Source organism: Arthrobacter globiformis NBRC 12137 (assembly GCF_000238915.1).
In the GTDB taxonomy this organism is placed as follows: Bacteria; Actinomycetota; Actinomycetes; order Actinomycetales; family Micrococcaceae; genus Arthrobacter; species Arthrobacter globiformis.
Map to the genome: position 1 here is coordinate 20,237 of NZ_BAEG01000073.1, position 15,890 is coordinate 36,126.

Below are 15,890 nucleotides of genomic sequence, written 5' to 3' on the forward strand. Positions count from 1 at the left end.
GTAGGCTAGATGGCATGTCTTCCGACCAGCCCACCCCTGAACGGGGTCAAACCCCTGAACGGGGCGAAATTCCCGAACAGCGCCAGATCACCGTACGGCGCGCCCCCAAGTATGTTCCCTTCCTGATCCTGGGCGGGCTGGTGGGCTTCGCCGCGGCGGCGGTCATTGCTTATGCCCTGCCCGGCGATGCCAGCTACGACCGCGGCGCTGTATACGGCTTTTTCATGGTGCCCTGCGCCGCGGCCGGTGTGATTCTCGGCGCAATTGCTGCCCTGGTGCTGGACCGGGCCAGCGTGCGCCGCGCCCGCCGCGGCGTCGTGGAAGCCGTTCCGGAAGCGGAGCTTTCTCCCGAAGGCACGCACCCAGGCACGGCACCAGCCGCGCATCCGTCCACAGAACCGGGCACCGAACCCGGCACCGCCCCGGAGCGGACCACGGACGACGGCGAGACCGGCCAGCGGTCATAATCCGGCGGCCGGAATTTCCTTACCCCATGACGTGAGATAATCGACCAGTGGCACGCGGCGATGGAAAACTTTCTCATGATCTTCTCCCTGGCGAAAAAGGCCCGATGGACGCATGCGGCGTCTTCGGGGTCTGGGCACCAGGTGAAGAAGTAGCAAAACTTACCTACTACGGGCTGTACGCGCTGCAGCACCGCGGTCAGGAGTCGGCTGGTATAGCCACCAGCGACGGCAAGCGGATCAACGTCTACAAGGACATGGGCCTCGTATCCCAGGTCTTCGACGAGACCACGCTGAACACCCTGACCGGGCACCTGGCCGTGGGCCACTGCCGCTACTCCACCACCGGAGCCAGCCACTGGGCCAACGCCCAGCCCACGCTGGGCGCTACCGCCACCGGCACGGTGGCCCTGGCCCACAACGGCAACCTCACCAACACGGCCGAACTGAACGCCATGATCCATGAGCGCAACGGCGGCCAGCTCAGCGGCGAAATGAAGCAGGGCAACACCTCCGACACCGCCCTGGTGACGGCGCTGCTGGAGGGCGAAGAGGGCAAGTCCCTCGAGGAGACCGCCCTCGAACTGCTTCCCAAGATCCGCGGCGGCTTCTGCTTCGTTTTCATGGACGAAGGCACGCTCTACGCAGCCCGTGACACCTTCGGCATCCGCCCGCTCTGCCTGGGCCGGCTGGAGCGCGGCTGGGTGGTCGCTTCCGAGCAGTCCGCCCTGGCCACCGTCGGCGCCAGCTTCATCCGGGAGATCGAGCCCGGCGAGTTCATCGCCATCGATGAACAGGGCGTGCGGTCCCGCCGCTTCGCGGACCCGACGCCGGCCGGCTGCGTTTTCGAGTACGTCTACCTCGCGCGCCCCGACGCCGCCATCGCCGGCCGCTCCGTCTACGAATCCCGCGTGGAGATGGGCCGCCAGCTGGCACGCGAGAACACCCAGACCGCTGACATCGTCATCCCGGTCCCCGAGTCCGGCACGCCCGCGGCCGTGGGCTACGCCGAGGAATCCGGCATCCCGTTCGCGCACGGCTTCGTCAAGAACTCCTACGTGGGCCGCACGTTCATCCAGCCGTCGCAGACGCTGCGCCAGCTGGGCATCCGGCTGAAGCTCAACGCCCTGGAGTCCGTGATCCGCGGCAAGCGCGTGGTGGTGGTGGATGACTCGATCGTCCGCGGCAACACCCAGCGCGCCATCGTCCGGATGCTCCGTGAGGCCGGCGCCGCCGCCGTCCACGTCAAGATTTCCTCCCCGCCGGTCCAGTGGCCATGCTTCTACGGCATCGACTTCGCCTCCCGGGCAGAGCTCATCGCCAACGGCGCCACCATCGAGGAGATCTCCCAGGCCATCGGCGCCGATTCGCTCGCGTACATTTCCGAAGACGGCATGATCGGCGCCACCCAGCAACCACGCGAACGGCTCTGCACGGCATGCTTCACGGGCAAGTACCCCATTGAGCTGCCCGGCGCCGACAAGCTCGGCAAGAACCTGCTGGAGCGCACGGACCTGGGCGGCCTGCCTGCCCCGTCCGGCGCCGCTCCGGCCGCCGGTTCGGCAGCGGATGCTGCCGCCGACGCCGCCATCGAACCGGCTGCCGCCACCCCCGGCAACCCGGAAAGCATCCCGGTGACCGAGGACCCCGCGGAAAAGCCGGGCGCCACGGGCTGTGACCCGGGACCGGATTCCGAACTCGAGAACCTGCTGACCGACGCCGACCGCGTGCCCGACCTCCACCACGACGCTGCGACCGTCGGCGCTGACAAGAAAGAGTCCCTATGACTTCCGCTTCCTCCACTGCTGACATGAATGCTGCCCAGAACAACACCGGCATCACCTACGCGGCCGCCGGTGTGGACGTCGAAGCCGGCGACCGCGCCGTCGAGCTTATGAAGGACGCCGTCAAGGCAACGCACAACGCATCGGTGATTGGCGGCGTCGGCGGTTTCGCAGGCCTGTACGACGTCTCCAGGCTCCTCACCTACAAGAGGCCCCTGCTGGCCACCTCCACGGACGGCGTGGGCACCAAGGTGGCCATCGCCCAGGCCATGGACATCCACGACACCATCGGTTACGACCTCGTGGGCATGGTGGTGGACGACATCGTGGTGGTGGGCGCCGAGCCGCTGTACATGACCGACTACATCGCCTGCGGCAAGGTGGTTCCGGAGCGCATCGCCGACATCGTCCGCGGCATCGCGGCCGCCTGCTCCGTGGCCGGAACCGCTTTGGTGGGCGGCGAAACGGCCGAGCACCCCGGCCTGCTGGGCGAACACGAGTACGACGTCGCCGGCGCCGCCACCGGCGTGGTGGAAGCTGACGCGCTGCTCGGACCGGACCGCGTCCGTGCCGGCGACGTGGTGATCGGCATGGCCTCCTCCGGCCTGCACTCAAACGGCTACTCGCTGGTCCGGCGCGTCATCAACCACGCCGGCTGGGCGCTGGACCGCCAGGTGTCCGAGCTCGGCCGCACGCTGGGCGAGGAACTACTGGAACCCACCCGCGTCTACGCCGCCGACTGCCTGGACCTGGCACGGGCCTTCCCGGTCACCGCAGACAAGGCTGTGCACGGCTTCAGCCATGTCACCGGCGGTGGCCTGGCAGCCAACCTGGCCCGCGTGCTGCCGCAGGGCCTCGTGGCCACCGTTGACCGCTCCACCTGGGAGCTGCCCGCCATCTTCAAGCTTGTTTCCGAGCTGGGCCGCGTGCCGCTGCCCGACCTGGAGCGCACGCTGAACCTCGGCGTCGGCATGGTGGCCGTGGTCTCCGCCGAAGCTGCAGACGCTGCCGTGGCCCGCCTGAACGAGCGCGGACTGCCGTCCTGGATCATGGGCGCCGTCAGCGCCGATTCGGACGCCGTGGCCAAGACCGGTCCGGACTACGTGCAGGGCGCCAAGGGCGTGGACGGCGGCGCAGTCCAGCTGGTCAACGCCTACGCTTAAACACATCATCGAGTGCTCCCCACCGGTCCAACCGCCCTTTAGAACCTTCATAAGGGCGGTTGGGGAGCACTCGATGCGTGTTTAAACTTCCAGGACGCTGAACACCCCGCCCTGGGGGTCCTTCAGGGTGGCGATGGTGCCGCCGTCGTCGTCAAACTCCGGCTCCACGAGCACTTCGGCGCCGGCGGAAACGGCCGACAGCACCGCTTCCTTGACGCTGGAGACGCCGAAGTAGACCTGCCAGCCGCGGTTGCCGGCGTCTCCGCCCTCCTCGTCCTCCTCCGGAGCAGGGGCGATGCCCGCCACCTCCGCGCCGTCCACCATCAGCGTGGTGTAGGTTCCACCGTCGTCCTGGGGGGTACTCGGTCACCTCGTGCCCGAACAGCTGCTGGAAGAATCCGACGGCGGCCTGCGGCTCGGGCGTGATCAGTTCGGCCCAGGCGAACGCGCCGGGCTCGTTGTGCCGCCCGCTGCCCGGGTGGGTACCGGCCTGCCAGATGCCGGTGGCACCGCCGTCCGGCGGCTCCACGAACACCATGGTTCCGGTGTCCCCGATGGCCTCCGGCCCGAACTGCACCGAGCCGCCGGCGTGTTCGGCTTCCTCCGCGGCGGCCCGGGCATCCACCGCGGCGAAGTATACGTTCCACTGCGCGGGCCGCTGTGCACCGCCCTGCTGCGGCTGCGGTGCCACCGTCGCCACGAGATCGTCATCCAGGAAGGCCTTCGCGTAGCTGCGTCCGTCCGGAGTCGGCAGGTCCTCGTAGCGCCACCCGAACACGGCGGCGTAGAAGGCCTTGGCCGCAGCCACATCCGGCGTCTGGACGTCCGCCCAGCAGAGCTCTCCGAGGCTGTACCCGCTGCGCTGAACCATGGGTCCGTACCTTTCGTTGGCTGAGTTCCTCCAGCCTAATTCCTCCGGGCGCTGGCGTGCACGGCCCGTCCGGTGAAGGCGGCGAGGCCCTGGGTGATCAACTCCCGGCTTTCCCTGCAACGGATCCGGAAAATACAGAAGGCCCGTTGGGTACGCCAAAGACTGGCGTGCCCAACGGGCCTGATAACTGTGGCGACACCCGGACTCATCCCTGCGGCCACGTCTCTGGCTATGACCAGATGTCCGGGTCAGGCAGGGAGACGGGCAACCCTAATGCGGGAAATACCCAGGAGGTGTACGACGGCGGCGTTCAGCCAACTGCCTTACGGCAGTTCAGGGAAACGACTAACCGATACGACGGCTGTCTACCTCGTCGTCGTCTTCATCCAAATCGTCCGCGTACTTATCCACGTAGGCTGAATAGTCCGGCTCGACCGGTTCATTCGCGAAATGGCTCGTGGCACGACTTCCCGGACCCGTGAGCTCACGCTGTAGGGCCGAATAATCGGTGTTCGGGGAGTAGTACTTGATGTCCCGAGCCTGCTTGGTAGCTTTTGCCTTTTGACGGCCGCGCCCCATGGCGTGACCCCCTTTTGTACTTGGACCGGAGGTGGTCACCTTTGGCGATCGGTGAGGCCCCGGAATGTTTGGTCAATTTGTCGTACCCCTAGATTACATGCTTTCGGCGGCATCTGCTTGCCACACGGGCCTCCGGAGGCCCCCGTAGCCCGCTTCTCCGCGGCAATCCGGGCTTCGCAGGGATTTTTTGTTCGATAGAGTCTCCTGAACGACTGAAATTAGCGGGCATGGGAATCCGGCAACCGGCCGCCAGGGCCACACCGCGGAAACGCATGGATACCGGATCCTCACCGCCGAGCGAACGCCAGGAAGGGGTGCCGCCCCCATATGAATGACAACGATCCCAGCCACGACGGGGAACGCGGGACGGTCCGCTCCGTCACCGTGCAGCCCGAGCCAGCTGAGGCCCAGTCAGCCGGCTGCGAACCGGCGGAGCCCAAACCGGTAGCGCCAGAGTCAGCCGGGGCGGACCGGACCCAACCCAGCGCAGCCCGGCCCGGTACTGCCCGGCCCGTCGCCGCCCAGGCCCTTGCTGCCCGGTTCAAAAGCCTCCTCGGATCAATCCGTTCCCGGCTCGCGCAGACCGAGGTCCGGCAGACCCTGCTCAAAGCCGGTTTTGTCGTTGCGCTGCTCGTGGTGGGCGGCCTGCTCGTGTGGCTTCTGACGTCGCTCCTCGCCAGCGCCACCATGCAGGCCGCCAACCGGCCCGAGGCAACCGCGGCGCAGTCCTCCCCCGCCGCGCCGGCTGTATCGCCCCGGCCCAGCCTGCCCCTGGCCAACGTGGGCCCGCTGGACTTCCGGGTGGGCGACTGCTTCAAGGACTTCGACCCCGAGGCATCCAAGTCCACCGTGGTTGCGTGCACCTCCGGCCATTCCGCCCAGCTGGTGGCGGTCACCCATTACGCTGACGGTGACGCGTACCCGGGCCGGGAGGGACTGAAGACAAGGGCCCGGGAGACGTGCCAGACGGCGGCCCTGACGGAGAAGTCCAATGCGTACAACCTGAACTACCGCCTCGCCTACCCGAGCACGGCAAGCTGGGCCAAGGGCGACCGCCGCGTGGACTGCTACGTCACCGCGTCGGGCAACGTCATCAAGGCAAGCCTGCTCCCGTAGTTCCCTGCCCCCGTCCGGTTAGTCGCGCGCCGATAGCCCCGTCCCGTTAGTCCCGCCGGCGGACCGTGAGCCCGCTGCCCAGGGGCGCACCGCCGTCGGGCCCGGAGAGAGCTTCCAGGCCTTCGACGGTGAGTTCCCCAAGGTCCGCGGCAGTATCCACCAGGACCGTGTCGCCGTCGGAGATTTCACCGGCCAGGATGGCCTTGGCCAGCCGGTCGCCGATTTCGCGCTGCACAAGGCGTCGCAGCGGCCGGGCGCCGTATGCCGGGTCGAAGCCTGACATTGCCAGCCACGAGCGGGCACCTTCGGTGACCTCGAGCGAGAGCCGCCGCTCGTGCAGGCGCTTGGTCAGCTCCGCCACCTGCAGCTCGACGATGCGGGAAAGCTCCTCGACGGACAGCGGATCGAACAGCACCACCTCGTCCAGCCGGTTCAGGAACTCGGGCTTGAAGGAGGCGTTCACCGTGGCCATCACGGCATTGCGCTTGGCGTTCGCATCCAGCGTCGGGTCAACGAGGAACTGGCTGCCCAGATTGGAGGTAAGCACCAGGATCACGTTGCGGAGGTCCACGGTGCGGCCCTGGCCATCGGTGAGGCGGCCGTCGTCGAGCACCTGCAGCAGGATGTCGAACACCTCGGGGTGGGCCTTCTCCACCTCGTCCAGCAGCACCACGGAGTACGGCCGGCGGCGGACGGCCTCGGTCAGCTGTCCGCCCTCCTCGTAGCCGACGTAGCCGGGAGGCGCGCCGACGAGGCGCGCCACGGAGTGCTTCTCGCTGTACTCGGACATGTCGATCCGCACCATGGCGCGTTCGTCGTCGAACAGGAAGTCCGCGAGCGCCTTGGCGAGCTCGGTTTTACCGACGCCGGTAGGGCCGAGGAACAGGAAGGAACCAGTGGGCCGGTTGGGGTCGCTGATGCCGGCCCGGGCGCGGCGCACGGCGTCGGATACGGCGGTAACGGCCTTGGACTGGCCGATCAGCCGCTTGCCGAGTTCCTCTTCCATGTGCAGCAGCTTCTGGCTTTCACCCTGGAGCATCCGGCCGGCGGGGATGCCGGTCCACGCCGCGATGACCTCGGCGATGTCGTTGGCGGTGACATCCTCCGCCACCATCAGCGCGGACTTGTCGGCGACGGCGGCCTCGGCCTCGGCGGCGGCGTTCAGTTCGCGTTCCAGTGCCGGAATTTCGCCGTAGAGGATCCGGGACGCTGTCTCCAGGTCACCTTCGCGCTGCGCCTTGTCCGCCGTGGACCGCAGCTCATCCAGTTTTGCTTTCAGGTCTCCCACGCGGTTCAGGCCGGCCTTCTCGGCCTCCCAGCGGGCGTTCAGGCCTGCCAGCTGCTCCTTCTTGTCCGCCATGTCAGCCCGCAGGGCGGCGAGGCGCTCCACGGACGCGGCGTCCGTCTCGCCCTGCAGGGCGAGCTCCTCCATGGTGAGCCGGTCGACGGCGCGCCGCAGCTGGTCGATCTCCTCCGGGGCGGAGTCAATCTCCATGCGCAGCCGGGAGGCGGCCTCGTCCACGAGGTCGATCGCCTTGTCCGGCAGTTGCCGCCCGGAAATGTAGCGGTTGGAGAGCGTCGCGGCAGCCACCAGCGCGGAGTCGGCGATGGCAACCTTATGGTGGGCCTCGTACCGCTCCTTCAGGCCGCGGAGGATGCCGATGGTGTCGTCCACGCTGGGCTCCCCGACGTACACCTGCTGGAAGCGGCGCTCCAGGGCGGGGTCCTTCTCGATGTTCTCGCGGTACTCGTCGAGGGTGGTGGCGCCGATCAGCCGCAGCTCACCCCTGGCCAGCATGGGCTTGAGCATGTTGCCGGCGTCCATGGCGCTCTCGCCGCTGGCCCCGGCTCCCACCACGGTGTGCAGCTCATCGATGAACGTGACGATCCGGCCTTCGGAGTTCTTGATCTCCTCAAGGACGGCCTTGAGGCGCTCCTCAAATTCGCCGCGGTACTTGGCGCCGGCCACCATGGAGGCCAGGTCAAGGGCGATCAGGGTCTTGCCGCGAAGGCTTTCCGGCACGTCGCCGGCCACCATCCGCTGCGCCAGGCCCTCGACGACGGCGGTCTTGCCGACGCCCGGTTCGCCGATCAGCACGGGGTTGTTCTTGGTCCGGCGGCTGAGCACCTGCACGACGCGCCGGATTTCGCTGTCACGGCCAATGACCGGATCAAGCTTCCCCGAACGCGCCACCGCGGTGAGGTCGGTGCCGAACTTCTCCAGCGCCTGGAAGGTATTTTCGGGATCGGGCGTGTTGACCTTGCGGTCGCCGCGGACACCCGGAAGGGCCGCCGCCAGCGCCTCGTGGGACGCGCCGGCGTCGCGCAGCAGCCTGCCCACGCCGTCGCTTCCGGCCGAGAGCCCCAGCAGCAGGTGCTCGGTGGAGACAAAGGAATCGCCCAGTTTGTCTGCCTCGTTTTGGGCGTTCTGGATTGCCTGCAGGGAAGGTCGGGACAGCTGGGCCTGCTGGACCGAGCTTCCGGACGTGGCGGGCAGTGCCTTGATGGCGGTGCTGGCCTGCACGCTGACAGCATCCGGGTCCGCGCCCGTGGCGCGGAGGAGTGCGACGGCGACACCTTCCCTTTGATCCATCAGCGCCTTGAGCAGGTGGGCGGGTTCCACCTGCGGGTTTCCGGCCGTGGAGGCGTTCATGGCCGCAGCCGAAAGAGCCTCCTGGCTCTTGGTGGTGAATTTGACGTCCAAAGAGAGCTCCTTTCGAAGACGGTTTAGCTAAGTTGAGTCTACTACGCTCAACTTTGCTTTTCAGGTCTTCACGGCCAAGTTTTCCCACAGCGAAATGCCCACTGGTGGTGCGGCGAATTTTCCGTGAACGGTGGCTCTTGAACTGTATCCCCGCAGGCCTAATCCCCCTAGGATCGGACCTGTGGCTGCGAGGGTCACACCCCACGACTCCAGAGACAGGACCGGCAATGAAGAAGTTTGTAGTTCTTTACAACGCGCCGCAGTCGGCACAATCCCAGATGGCGGAGAGTTCCCCCGAGGCCGCGCAGGAGGGCATGAAGGCGTGGATGGAGTGGGCGTCCCGGGCCGGCAATGGCATCGTGGACATGGGCCAGCCCCTGGGCGCCGGCAAGGAAGTCAGCCAGTCGGGCACCTCGGACACGACCACCAGCGTGGGTGGATACGGCATCCTGCAGGCCGAGGATATGGACGGGGCCCTGGCCCTGCTCGAGGGGCACCCGCACCTCATGATGCCCGGCGCCAGCATCCAGGTGTACGAGACCCTGGACTTGCCCGGGATGTAACTCCTACGAGCCCTGGACTCCCGAGACGCTGGTGATCCAGGCGAGGTTGCGGACCACGGAGGCGTGGTCGTTGTAGTAGCCGGTGTAATTCGCAGGGTTCCGCGCCGGCAGGATGTCCGACGTGGACAGGACCCCCGCAAGTTTGCCGTTCACGATCAACGGCCCGCCCGAGTCGCCACTGAGCGGGTGGCCGCTCTCCGACCGCGTCCGGACCGACGGACCGCCATAGTTGTCCACGCCCTGCCAGACCACCGAGACGCCCGCCGCCTTGAGATAGTAGGACATGGCGCCGGACCCCTCGGACTGGTCGCCCCAGCCGTAGACCGTTGCGGATGTTCCGGTGGCAGGAAAGGAACTGGACAGGCCCACATAGGAGCCGTAGTAGGGCGTGGACAGCTTCAGCAGCAGGACATCCCCGGCCGGTGCCGCATAGCGCGCGGCAACCGAACGGACCGCACCGCCTGTTCCGAGGTAGCTGGTGCCCAACCGGACCGACCTCAGGCTGGTGGAGTTGCAGTGCTTGGCGGTGATGACCCAGCTCGCGGCGACCTGGCTGCCGGTGCACCCCACGTTGACACCTGCGGAGTCGTAGGAAACTTGCGCCACAAAGGGGGCGGCTGAAACTGTGGTGGTACTGCCGCCAGCGATGTCCCTGCTGAACGTGCCGTCACCGGAGGGGGCCGGCACGTCCCTGGCCGGCACTTCTTTGGCCGGGGCAACTCCTTGCGCCGGGGCCACTTCTTCGACAGGGGCGGCCTGAGCCGGCGGGCCGCAAAGAACGGGAGCCAGCAGCGCCGCGCTGGCCGCGGCCGTGGCCAGGATTTTCGCGATCTTCAACGTGAGGCTCCTTAGCGTTTGGTGCGAGGGGTGCGAAAGGTCCGACTGCGAGCCTACGGCCATTGACAGAATTTGTCATATTCATTACACGAAGTGTCACTATCATTCCAGGCCGGGATTGGTTTATTGCATGCCGGGAACGGTGTATGGCCCGGCGGCGCTGCGGGCATTACCCTGAGGGCCTAGCAGTAAATACCGTTCCCCAGCCTGGCGGCATCAGGCTCGGTTCCGTGATGTGAGGGATCATGCCTGGACTGTCGAAACAGCGGAGATGGTCCGGCGTGGCTCCGGCCGTGTTCTCACTGGCGCTGCTGCTAACTGCCTGCCAACAGGGTCCGCCCCCGCCGCCGTCGGAAACGCCGGTTCCGCCCGGCACGTCCGGACCGCCGGCAACCGCGGCGCCCGAGCCGGAAGGGTCCTCCTCCCCCGCCGGGCCCTCCTCGCCGACAAAGACCACCCCCTCCACATCGCCCGCCGCCGTCCATTTCACGGCCCAGGGCGACATCGGGCTGAGCACGGGGGCACGCAAGGTGCTTGACACCATCAGCGGCCTCCGTCCCGAGCTGAACCTTGCGCTCGGGGATTTCTCCTACGAGGCGGGGCGCGAGCAGGAATTCTGCGACATGGTCACCGGCAAGCTGGGCGGGGACTTTCCCTACCAGGTGGTCACGGGAAACCACGAAAGCGACGGCCACGACGGCGACATCGCCAACATCGTCAACTGCCTGCCCAACAAACTGCCAGGACTGACAGGCGAGTACGGAATCCAGTGGTACGCCGACTACCCGGAACGGGACCCGCTGGTGCGCTTCATCATGGTGTCCCCCGGCATCAAGTTCCACGACGGAAACACCCTGGACTACTCCAGGGGCAGCGAGCGCTGGCTGTGGACAGCGGCCGCCCTTGACGGCGCCAGGTCCAGGAAGATCCCGTGGACCGTCGTCGGCATGCACACCCCCTGCCTCAGCGTGGGCAAGTACGACTGCCGGGCCGGGCGCGATTTCACCAACCTGCTCATCGACAGGAAGGCGGATCTGGTGCTGTCCGGCCACGACCACAATTACCAGCGAAGCCATCAGCTGGGCCGCGGCCAGGGTTGCCCGGCGCTGGTGCCGGACACCTTCTCCGGCGGCTGCCTCGCCGGCCCGGACAACGCCATGGTCCAGGGCGCCGGAACCGTGTTCGCCACCGTGGGAACCGGCGGGGTGGGGCTCTATGAGGTCAACGACCAGGATCCCGAATCCCCCTACTTTGCTGCCTGGTCCGGGAAGAACCGCGACGCCGCCCTCGGCACCCTGGACGTAACGGCCACCGCTGACCGGCTCTCAGCGCGGTTCGTTCCGGCGGCCGACTACACGTTTACGGACAGCTTCGAGATCAAATGGAAGTAGCAGCGCCGCCGAACCGGCGCCCCTACGCCCGCTTCCAGATCGCAATCCGGTCCAGGTAGACGTGCCCCGCCGTGTCCGGTTTGGGGCAGCCAAACAGGCAGGCTTCAGTCTGGAGAATGTAGTGCATCGCGATATTCGGCGTCCGCGAAGTTCCCGCCCCGAGCGAGCGGCCGTCGAGGAAAAACTCGACTTTGCCCGGGCTCCACTCCATGGTGGCCACGTGCCACTGGGTGAAGGTGGTGTCGGAGTAGAAGATATCGGTGGCGTAGGGGTCGTTGCCCATCTTGTGAACGGCACCGTAGAACTTCGTGGAGAGGTCCCCCTCGGGGAAGTCGAGTTCGCCGTCCCGGGGCCAGATCCCGCTGTCCGGCCACAGCAGCCAGGCCGTCTTGAAGCCGCGCAACGGATCGGCCTTGAACCGTACCGAGAACCTTCCGTAGAGGAGACTGTTGGCCCGGTGCGGGTTTGTGCTGCTGTTCGGAATTTTGGGGGTGGGCGCGGCCCCCATGGACACACCGTTCTCCGTGTGCAGATACCAGTCCAGCATGCCGTTCTTCACGCTGAGCACCTTGGACGGGTAATAGCCCGACTTCGCTCCCCGCTGCCCTGCCGTGTCCGGAGTGCCGTCCACATAACCGGCGCTCCACTTCGCAGCGTAGGCAGGGCCCGGAAATCCGCCAATGGGCACGTCTCCCTGGTTGAAGTCCTCCCGGAACACCTGTTTCCACCCGGGCAGGTCACCTGTGGGCAACTGGTGCAGCTTAGGGTCCGCTGCCGGCGCCTTCTGGGTCAGGGGCTTTGGCGGGGTCGGCGCCGCCGGGGCCGCTGTTGAGGGCGGCGCGGCTGCGGATGGCCCCGCCACCGGCGCCGCGGCCCGGGTTGGCTCCGGACGGGATGACGACGGCGGGGCGGGCTTGGCAGCCTTCGCCGCCGGAGACGAAGACGCAGGGAAGGAAGACGCAGGGGGTCCGGCCGCCGCTGACGCAGCGCCCGTTTCTGCCGCCGACGGTTCGGCGGCGGGCAGCGGGTCCGCCGGAAGCCGCTGCGCTTCCGTAGCCACCGTCCCGTACACCGTCAGCGCCGCCACCGCCACGACCACAGCCAGCCGCCCGGGGAACCGGGGCAAAGTGCGGCGCCCACGGTGCCTGCCGTGAGCTGAGTTAACCATGGGGCAAGTGTGACACCGGAGACTAACCGCATCCAAGGATTCCTCGACCCCCAAAACTGGGGTCGGTGCAGGGCATCCCAAGCTTTTTCCAAGTTGCCCGGCCGAACATGATCCGAGGGGGAGTGCAAGCAAGTTGCCAGTACCGCAGCAGCAGGCGCTTCGATTTTCCCGTATCCAACCGGGGAGGCTGCTCGGGCGGGGCATAGGCATACGACTCCGATGAGTGGTGAGGCTAGTGACCATCCCCATACAAGTTTCAACTGTTCGTGCATCAAATGCGGTACCGGTACCCCTGGCCTCCATCAGTGTGGTGATTCCCACCCTCAATGAGGCCATGAACCTCCCGTGGGTCCTTCGGCGCATGCCCTCGTATGTGGACGAGGTGGTGATCGTCGACGGCCGTTCACTGGACAGCACCGTCGACGTGGCCAGGGCATTGCGCCTGGACGTCGTGGTGGTCTCCGAGCCCCAGGCCGGCAAGGGCTTCGCAGTAAGGGCCGGGCTGGCCGCGGCATCCGGGGACATCATCGTCATGCTGGATGCTGACGGGAGCATGGATCCGCAGGAAATCGGCTGGTTCATCTCGCCGCTCCAGCATGAATTCGACTTCGTCAAGGGCTCCCGGTACGTCACGGGCGGAGGCTCCGAAGACATCACCCTGCTCCGCAGCGCCGGTAACCGCAGCCTGACCCGTCTGGCCAACCTTGTCCTGCACAGCAACTATTCGGATCTCTGCTACGGCTACATCGCCATGCGGCGGGAGTGCCTCCAGATCCTCGAGCTTCAGTCTGAGGGGTTCGAGATTGAAACCGAGCTGATCGTCCGTGCCTCCAGGGCGGGGCTGCGGATCGCCGAGGTGCCCAGCAACGAACTGACCCGGATTTCCGGCAACTCCAACCTTCATACCTTCCGCGACGGGTGGCGGGTACTGCGGACCCTGGCCCGTGAATGCGTGGGCTGGGAAGCACCCACGGCCGGCGCCCGGCCAGAGTCGCTCAGGCGCGTGAAATACAGGTACCCCAGCATAACCCTCCCCCACATTCCGACGGATCCGGCAACCGTCCTTGGCCTGATAGCGGGTGATTAAGGTGAACCACACTGAAGGGCTCCCGGCTGTTTCGGTGGTGATCTGCTCCTACACGGAAGACCGGTGGGACAGGCTGATGGCCGCCGTCGAATCCGTCCGCGCCCAAACGGTACGGCCGCAGCAGACGATCGTGGTGGTCGACTACAACGTGGATCTCTACAAGCGGCTCATCTTTACCGTCGATGATGTTGTGATCCTGGAGAACACCGGCCCCAAAGGCCTCTCCGGAGCACGGAACACGGGGGCCGCGGCGGCGACTGCCGGCGTCGTTGCTTTCCTCGATGACGATGCGGTGGCGGCCCCGGACTGGCTGGAGAGGCTGAGGGCCCTCTACGACGACCCCGACGTGCTGGCCGTGGGCGGACGCGTCGTGCCGGAATGGGAAACGAGCCGGCCGGCCTATTTCGGCGAGGAGCTGGACTGGATTATCGGCTGCACGCACCGCGGCATGCCCAAGGTGGCGGCCGAGGTGCGCAACGTCATCGGCGCCAACATGTCGTTCCGTTCCCAGGTCCTCCAGGTGGTGGGAGGCTTCAACACTGCCCTCGGACGCCAGAACACGCTGCCCCTGGGCTGCGAGGAGACGGAAATCTGCATCAGGGCGGCCATCGGTTCGCCCGGTGGCCGCGTGGTGTACGAACCGGCGGCGCTGGTGAACCATTTCGTTCCCGCCCAGCGGGGCACGCTGAGCTACATGCTGCGGCGCGCCTGGTCTGAGGGGATATCCAAAGCCCTGGTCAGCAAGATCGTCGGCCACAAGCGCGCCCTGGGGCCCGAGCGCCGGTACGTCCGCAGCGTGCTGCCGCGTGCCGTGGCGGCGGGGGTAGCAGGCACGATCCGGGGAACAGATCCTGCCGGCCTGCGACGCGCAATGGCCACGGTCGCCGTGCTGGCCGTAACCACCTGCGGGTACGTCCGGGGACGCCGCCTGCCCCTTGATCCGGCGGACGCGGGTCCCGCGCCGCACGAGCCACACGCCAGCTGGAGGGAAGTCAAATGATCCGGATGTACCCGCAGTACACCCCCGTCCGTAACGCCGATACCGCTGGAGGGTACGGGGCATGAGCCAGTCCGAAAAAGACGTTCTGCGGGATTCACTCCCGTCCACCGGCACCAGCTTCGATATCCACGGCCTCGTGGGCATCGATGTTGCTCCCGATACCCCCGGCGAAGCGCAGCTGCGGGACATGCTCGCTCCGTTCCTGGGACCGTCGCGGGCACCGCTCCGGCTGAACGTCAGCGCGGAAATAGAGGAGGTGGCGGAACAGTCGCACGCCGAGGACGCCTACCGGTTCACGCCGGACTCGCTCTACATCCCCGCGGACCGCGTCCAGGTCCAGGAAACCCGCGACGGCTACTCCGTCCGGGGCCGTGGCGAGCTGCTGACGGCCGTCATCCCTCTGCTGGACCGGCTCTGCATCAGGCAGAACGCCGCCATGATCCACGCGGCGGTGGTTGACTTCCGCGGCTCGGGGGTCCTCCTTCCCGCCTGGGGCGGCGTGGGTAAGACCAGCACGGTCGCGAAGCTCGTAGCCATGCCCGGCGTGCGGTTCATGGCCGACGACTGGGCCTTCCTGGATGCCGACGGCATGCTCATGGGCTATGCGAAGCCGATGTTCCTCAAGCCGCACCACCGCAGGATCTACCCCGAGGTGTTCAGCGGTACCCGCAAGCCCCTCGCCCCGGGCTGGCTCACGAACACGGTGGCCCACCTCGCCACGGCAGTCCATCCGGTGATCGTCCGCTACCCGAAGACCGCCGCCTTCACGCGCCGCTGGTCCCCGGAGCACCGGATGGTCCATCCGGAGCTGGTCTTCGGGCAGGAGGGCATCTCGTCGGCGGCGCTCACCCGGCTGGCCATCTTCCTCGAACGCTATGACGGGTCCGAAGCCCGGCTGGAGACGAGAACCCGCGAATGGATGACTTCCCGCATCGTCGGGAACTTCCATTCGGAGCTGCCGGTGGTGTCACGGCGGCTGATCGAGGCACTGGGTGCCACCGGCCTCGTTCCGCTGGAGGAATTCTTCAGCCAGAAGGCGGCAGTGGTACGCCGGGCCTTGGACGACGTGCCCTGCTCCCTGCTCCGGATTCCCGCCTCATGGTCCGCAGACCGGACGTCCGACTACGTTGCCGGCCTGATCAGCTCCAAGCTGGAGGAGTGAC

General features: G+C 67.1%; 14 protein-coding genes and 1 pseudogene. 9 read left to right on the plus strand and 6 right to left on the minus strand.

All coding sequences use genetic code 11. The features are described 5' to 3' along the window. The first annotated feature begins 14 nt into the window (after positions 1–14). Genes ARGLB_RS12615 through purM form a run of 3 tightly spaced genes read left to right on the plus strand, consistent with a single transcriptional unit; the run spans position 15 to position 3,411 of the window. On the plus strand, positions 15–467 hold the full coding sequence (locus ARGLB_RS12615) for a hypothetical protein (protein WP_003803030.1): 453 nt from the start codon (positions 15–17) through the stop codon (positions 465–467). A 47-nt stretch (positions 468–514) separates the two neighbouring features. Beyond that, positions 515–2,251 (plus strand): amidophosphoribosyltransferase, encoded by a 1,737-nt coding sequence (gene purF, locus ARGLB_RS12620; RefSeq protein WP_043419049.1) that lies wholly within the window; start codon positions 515–517, stop codon positions 2,249–2,251. Beyond that, positions 2,248–3,411 (plus strand): phosphoribosylformylglycinamidine cyclo-ligase, encoded by a 1,164-nt coding sequence (gene purM / locus ARGLB_RS12625; protein WP_003803034.1) that lies wholly within the window; start codon positions 2,248–2,250, stop codon positions 3,409–3,411. The genes purF and purM overlap by 4 nt, the downstream gene beginning before the upstream one ends. Positions 3,412–3,492: 81 nt before the next feature. Here the strand turns inward: purM and ARGLB_RS24375 are convergent, their stop codons facing one another. The 3 genes and pseudogenes from ARGLB_RS24375 to ARGLB_RS12635 form a co-directional block, all read right to left on the minus strand. Beyond that, entirely contained in the window at positions 3,493–3,735 is a 243-nt protein-coding gene (locus tag ARGLB_RS24375; protein ID WP_003803036.1) for a VOC family protein, read from the minus strand. Between the two features lie 247 nt (positions 3,736–3,982). Continuing rightward, positions 3,983–4,282: pseudogene (locus ARGLB_RS24380) on the minus strand (VOC family protein); the annotation flags it as partial. A 345-nt stretch (positions 4,283–4,627) separates the two neighbouring features. Then, positions 4,628–4,861, minus strand: coding sequence for a DUF3073 domain-containing protein (locus ARGLB_RS12635; RefSeq protein ID WP_003803040.1), 234 nt, complete (start codon positions 4,859–4,861; stop codon positions 4,628–4,630). Between the two features lie 327 nt (positions 4,862–5,188). Here ARGLB_RS12635 and ARGLB_RS12640 point away from each other — a divergent pair, with 327 nt between their 5' ends. After that, positions 5,189–5,977 carry a septum formation family protein gene (locus ARGLB_RS12640; RefSeq protein ID WP_003803042.1) on the plus strand — a complete coding sequence of 263 codons (789 nt, stop codon included), beginning with the start codon at positions 5,189–5,191 and terminating at the stop codon, positions 5,975–5,977. A gap of 46 nt (positions 5,978–6,023) precedes the next feature. Here ARGLB_RS12640 and clpB read toward each other — a convergent pair whose 3' ends face one another. Further along, complete coding sequence (clpB, locus tag ARGLB_RS12645; protein WP_003803044.1) at positions 6,024–8,681, minus strand: ATP-dependent chaperone ClpB; 2,658 nt, start codon at positions 8,679–8,681, stop codon at positions 6,024–6,026. Between the two features lie 227 nt (positions 8,682–8,908). On the opposite strand from clpB, the gene ARGLB_RS12650 reads away from it, so the two are divergent. Continuing rightward, the gene (locus tag ARGLB_RS12650; protein WP_003803047.1) at positions 8,909–9,244 is read left to right on the plus strand and encodes a YciI family protein; all 336 of its coding nucleotides are present in this window, start codon (positions 8,909–8,911) and stop codon (positions 9,242–9,244) included. A 3-nt stretch (positions 9,245–9,247) separates the two neighbouring features. Here ARGLB_RS12650 and ARGLB_RS12655 read toward each other — a convergent pair whose 3' ends face one another. Beyond that, on the minus strand, positions 9,248–10,081 hold the full coding sequence (locus ARGLB_RS12655) for a S1 family peptidase (protein WP_043419051.1): 834 nt from the start codon (positions 10,079–10,081) through the stop codon (positions 9,248–9,250). Positions 10,082–10,326: 245 nt separating this feature from the next. Here ARGLB_RS12655 and ARGLB_RS12660 point away from each other — a divergent pair, with 245 nt between their 5' ends. After that, positions 10,327–11,472, plus strand: coding sequence for a metallophosphoesterase (locus ARGLB_RS12660; RefSeq protein WP_083839652.1), 1,146 nt, complete (start codon positions 10,327–10,329; stop codon positions 11,470–11,472). Positions 11,473–11,494: 22 nt separating this feature from the next. Here the strand turns inward: ARGLB_RS12660 and ARGLB_RS12665 are convergent, their stop codons facing one another. Beyond that, a complete protein-coding gene (locus ARGLB_RS12665; RefSeq protein WP_139023336.1) occupies positions 11,495–12,640 on the minus strand; it encodes a glycoside hydrolase family 16 protein in 1,146 nt (381 codons plus the stop codon). A gap of 310 nt (positions 12,641–12,950) precedes the next feature. Here ARGLB_RS12665 and ARGLB_RS12675 point away from each other — a divergent pair, with 310 nt between their 5' ends. The 3 genes from ARGLB_RS12675 (at position 12,951) to ARGLB_RS12685 (ending at position 15,889) form a co-directional block, all read left to right on the plus strand. Further along, on the plus strand, positions 12,951–13,727 hold the full coding sequence (locus tag ARGLB_RS12675; protein WP_280959909.1) for a glycosyltransferase family 2 protein: 777 nt from the start codon (positions 12,951–12,953) through the stop codon (positions 13,725–13,727). Position 13,728: 1 nt separating this feature from the next. Beyond that, the gene (locus ARGLB_RS12680; protein ID WP_003803056.1) at positions 13,729–14,727 is read left to right on the plus strand and encodes a glycosyltransferase; all 999 of its coding nucleotides are present in this window, start codon (positions 13,729–13,731) and stop codon (positions 14,725–14,727) included. Positions 14,728–14,788: 61 nt separating this feature from the next. Next, entirely contained in the window at positions 14,789–15,889 is a 1,101-nt protein-coding gene (locus tag ARGLB_RS12685) for a hypothetical protein (protein WP_003803057.1), read from the plus strand. The last annotated feature ends 1 nt before the right edge of the window (position 15,890 follow it).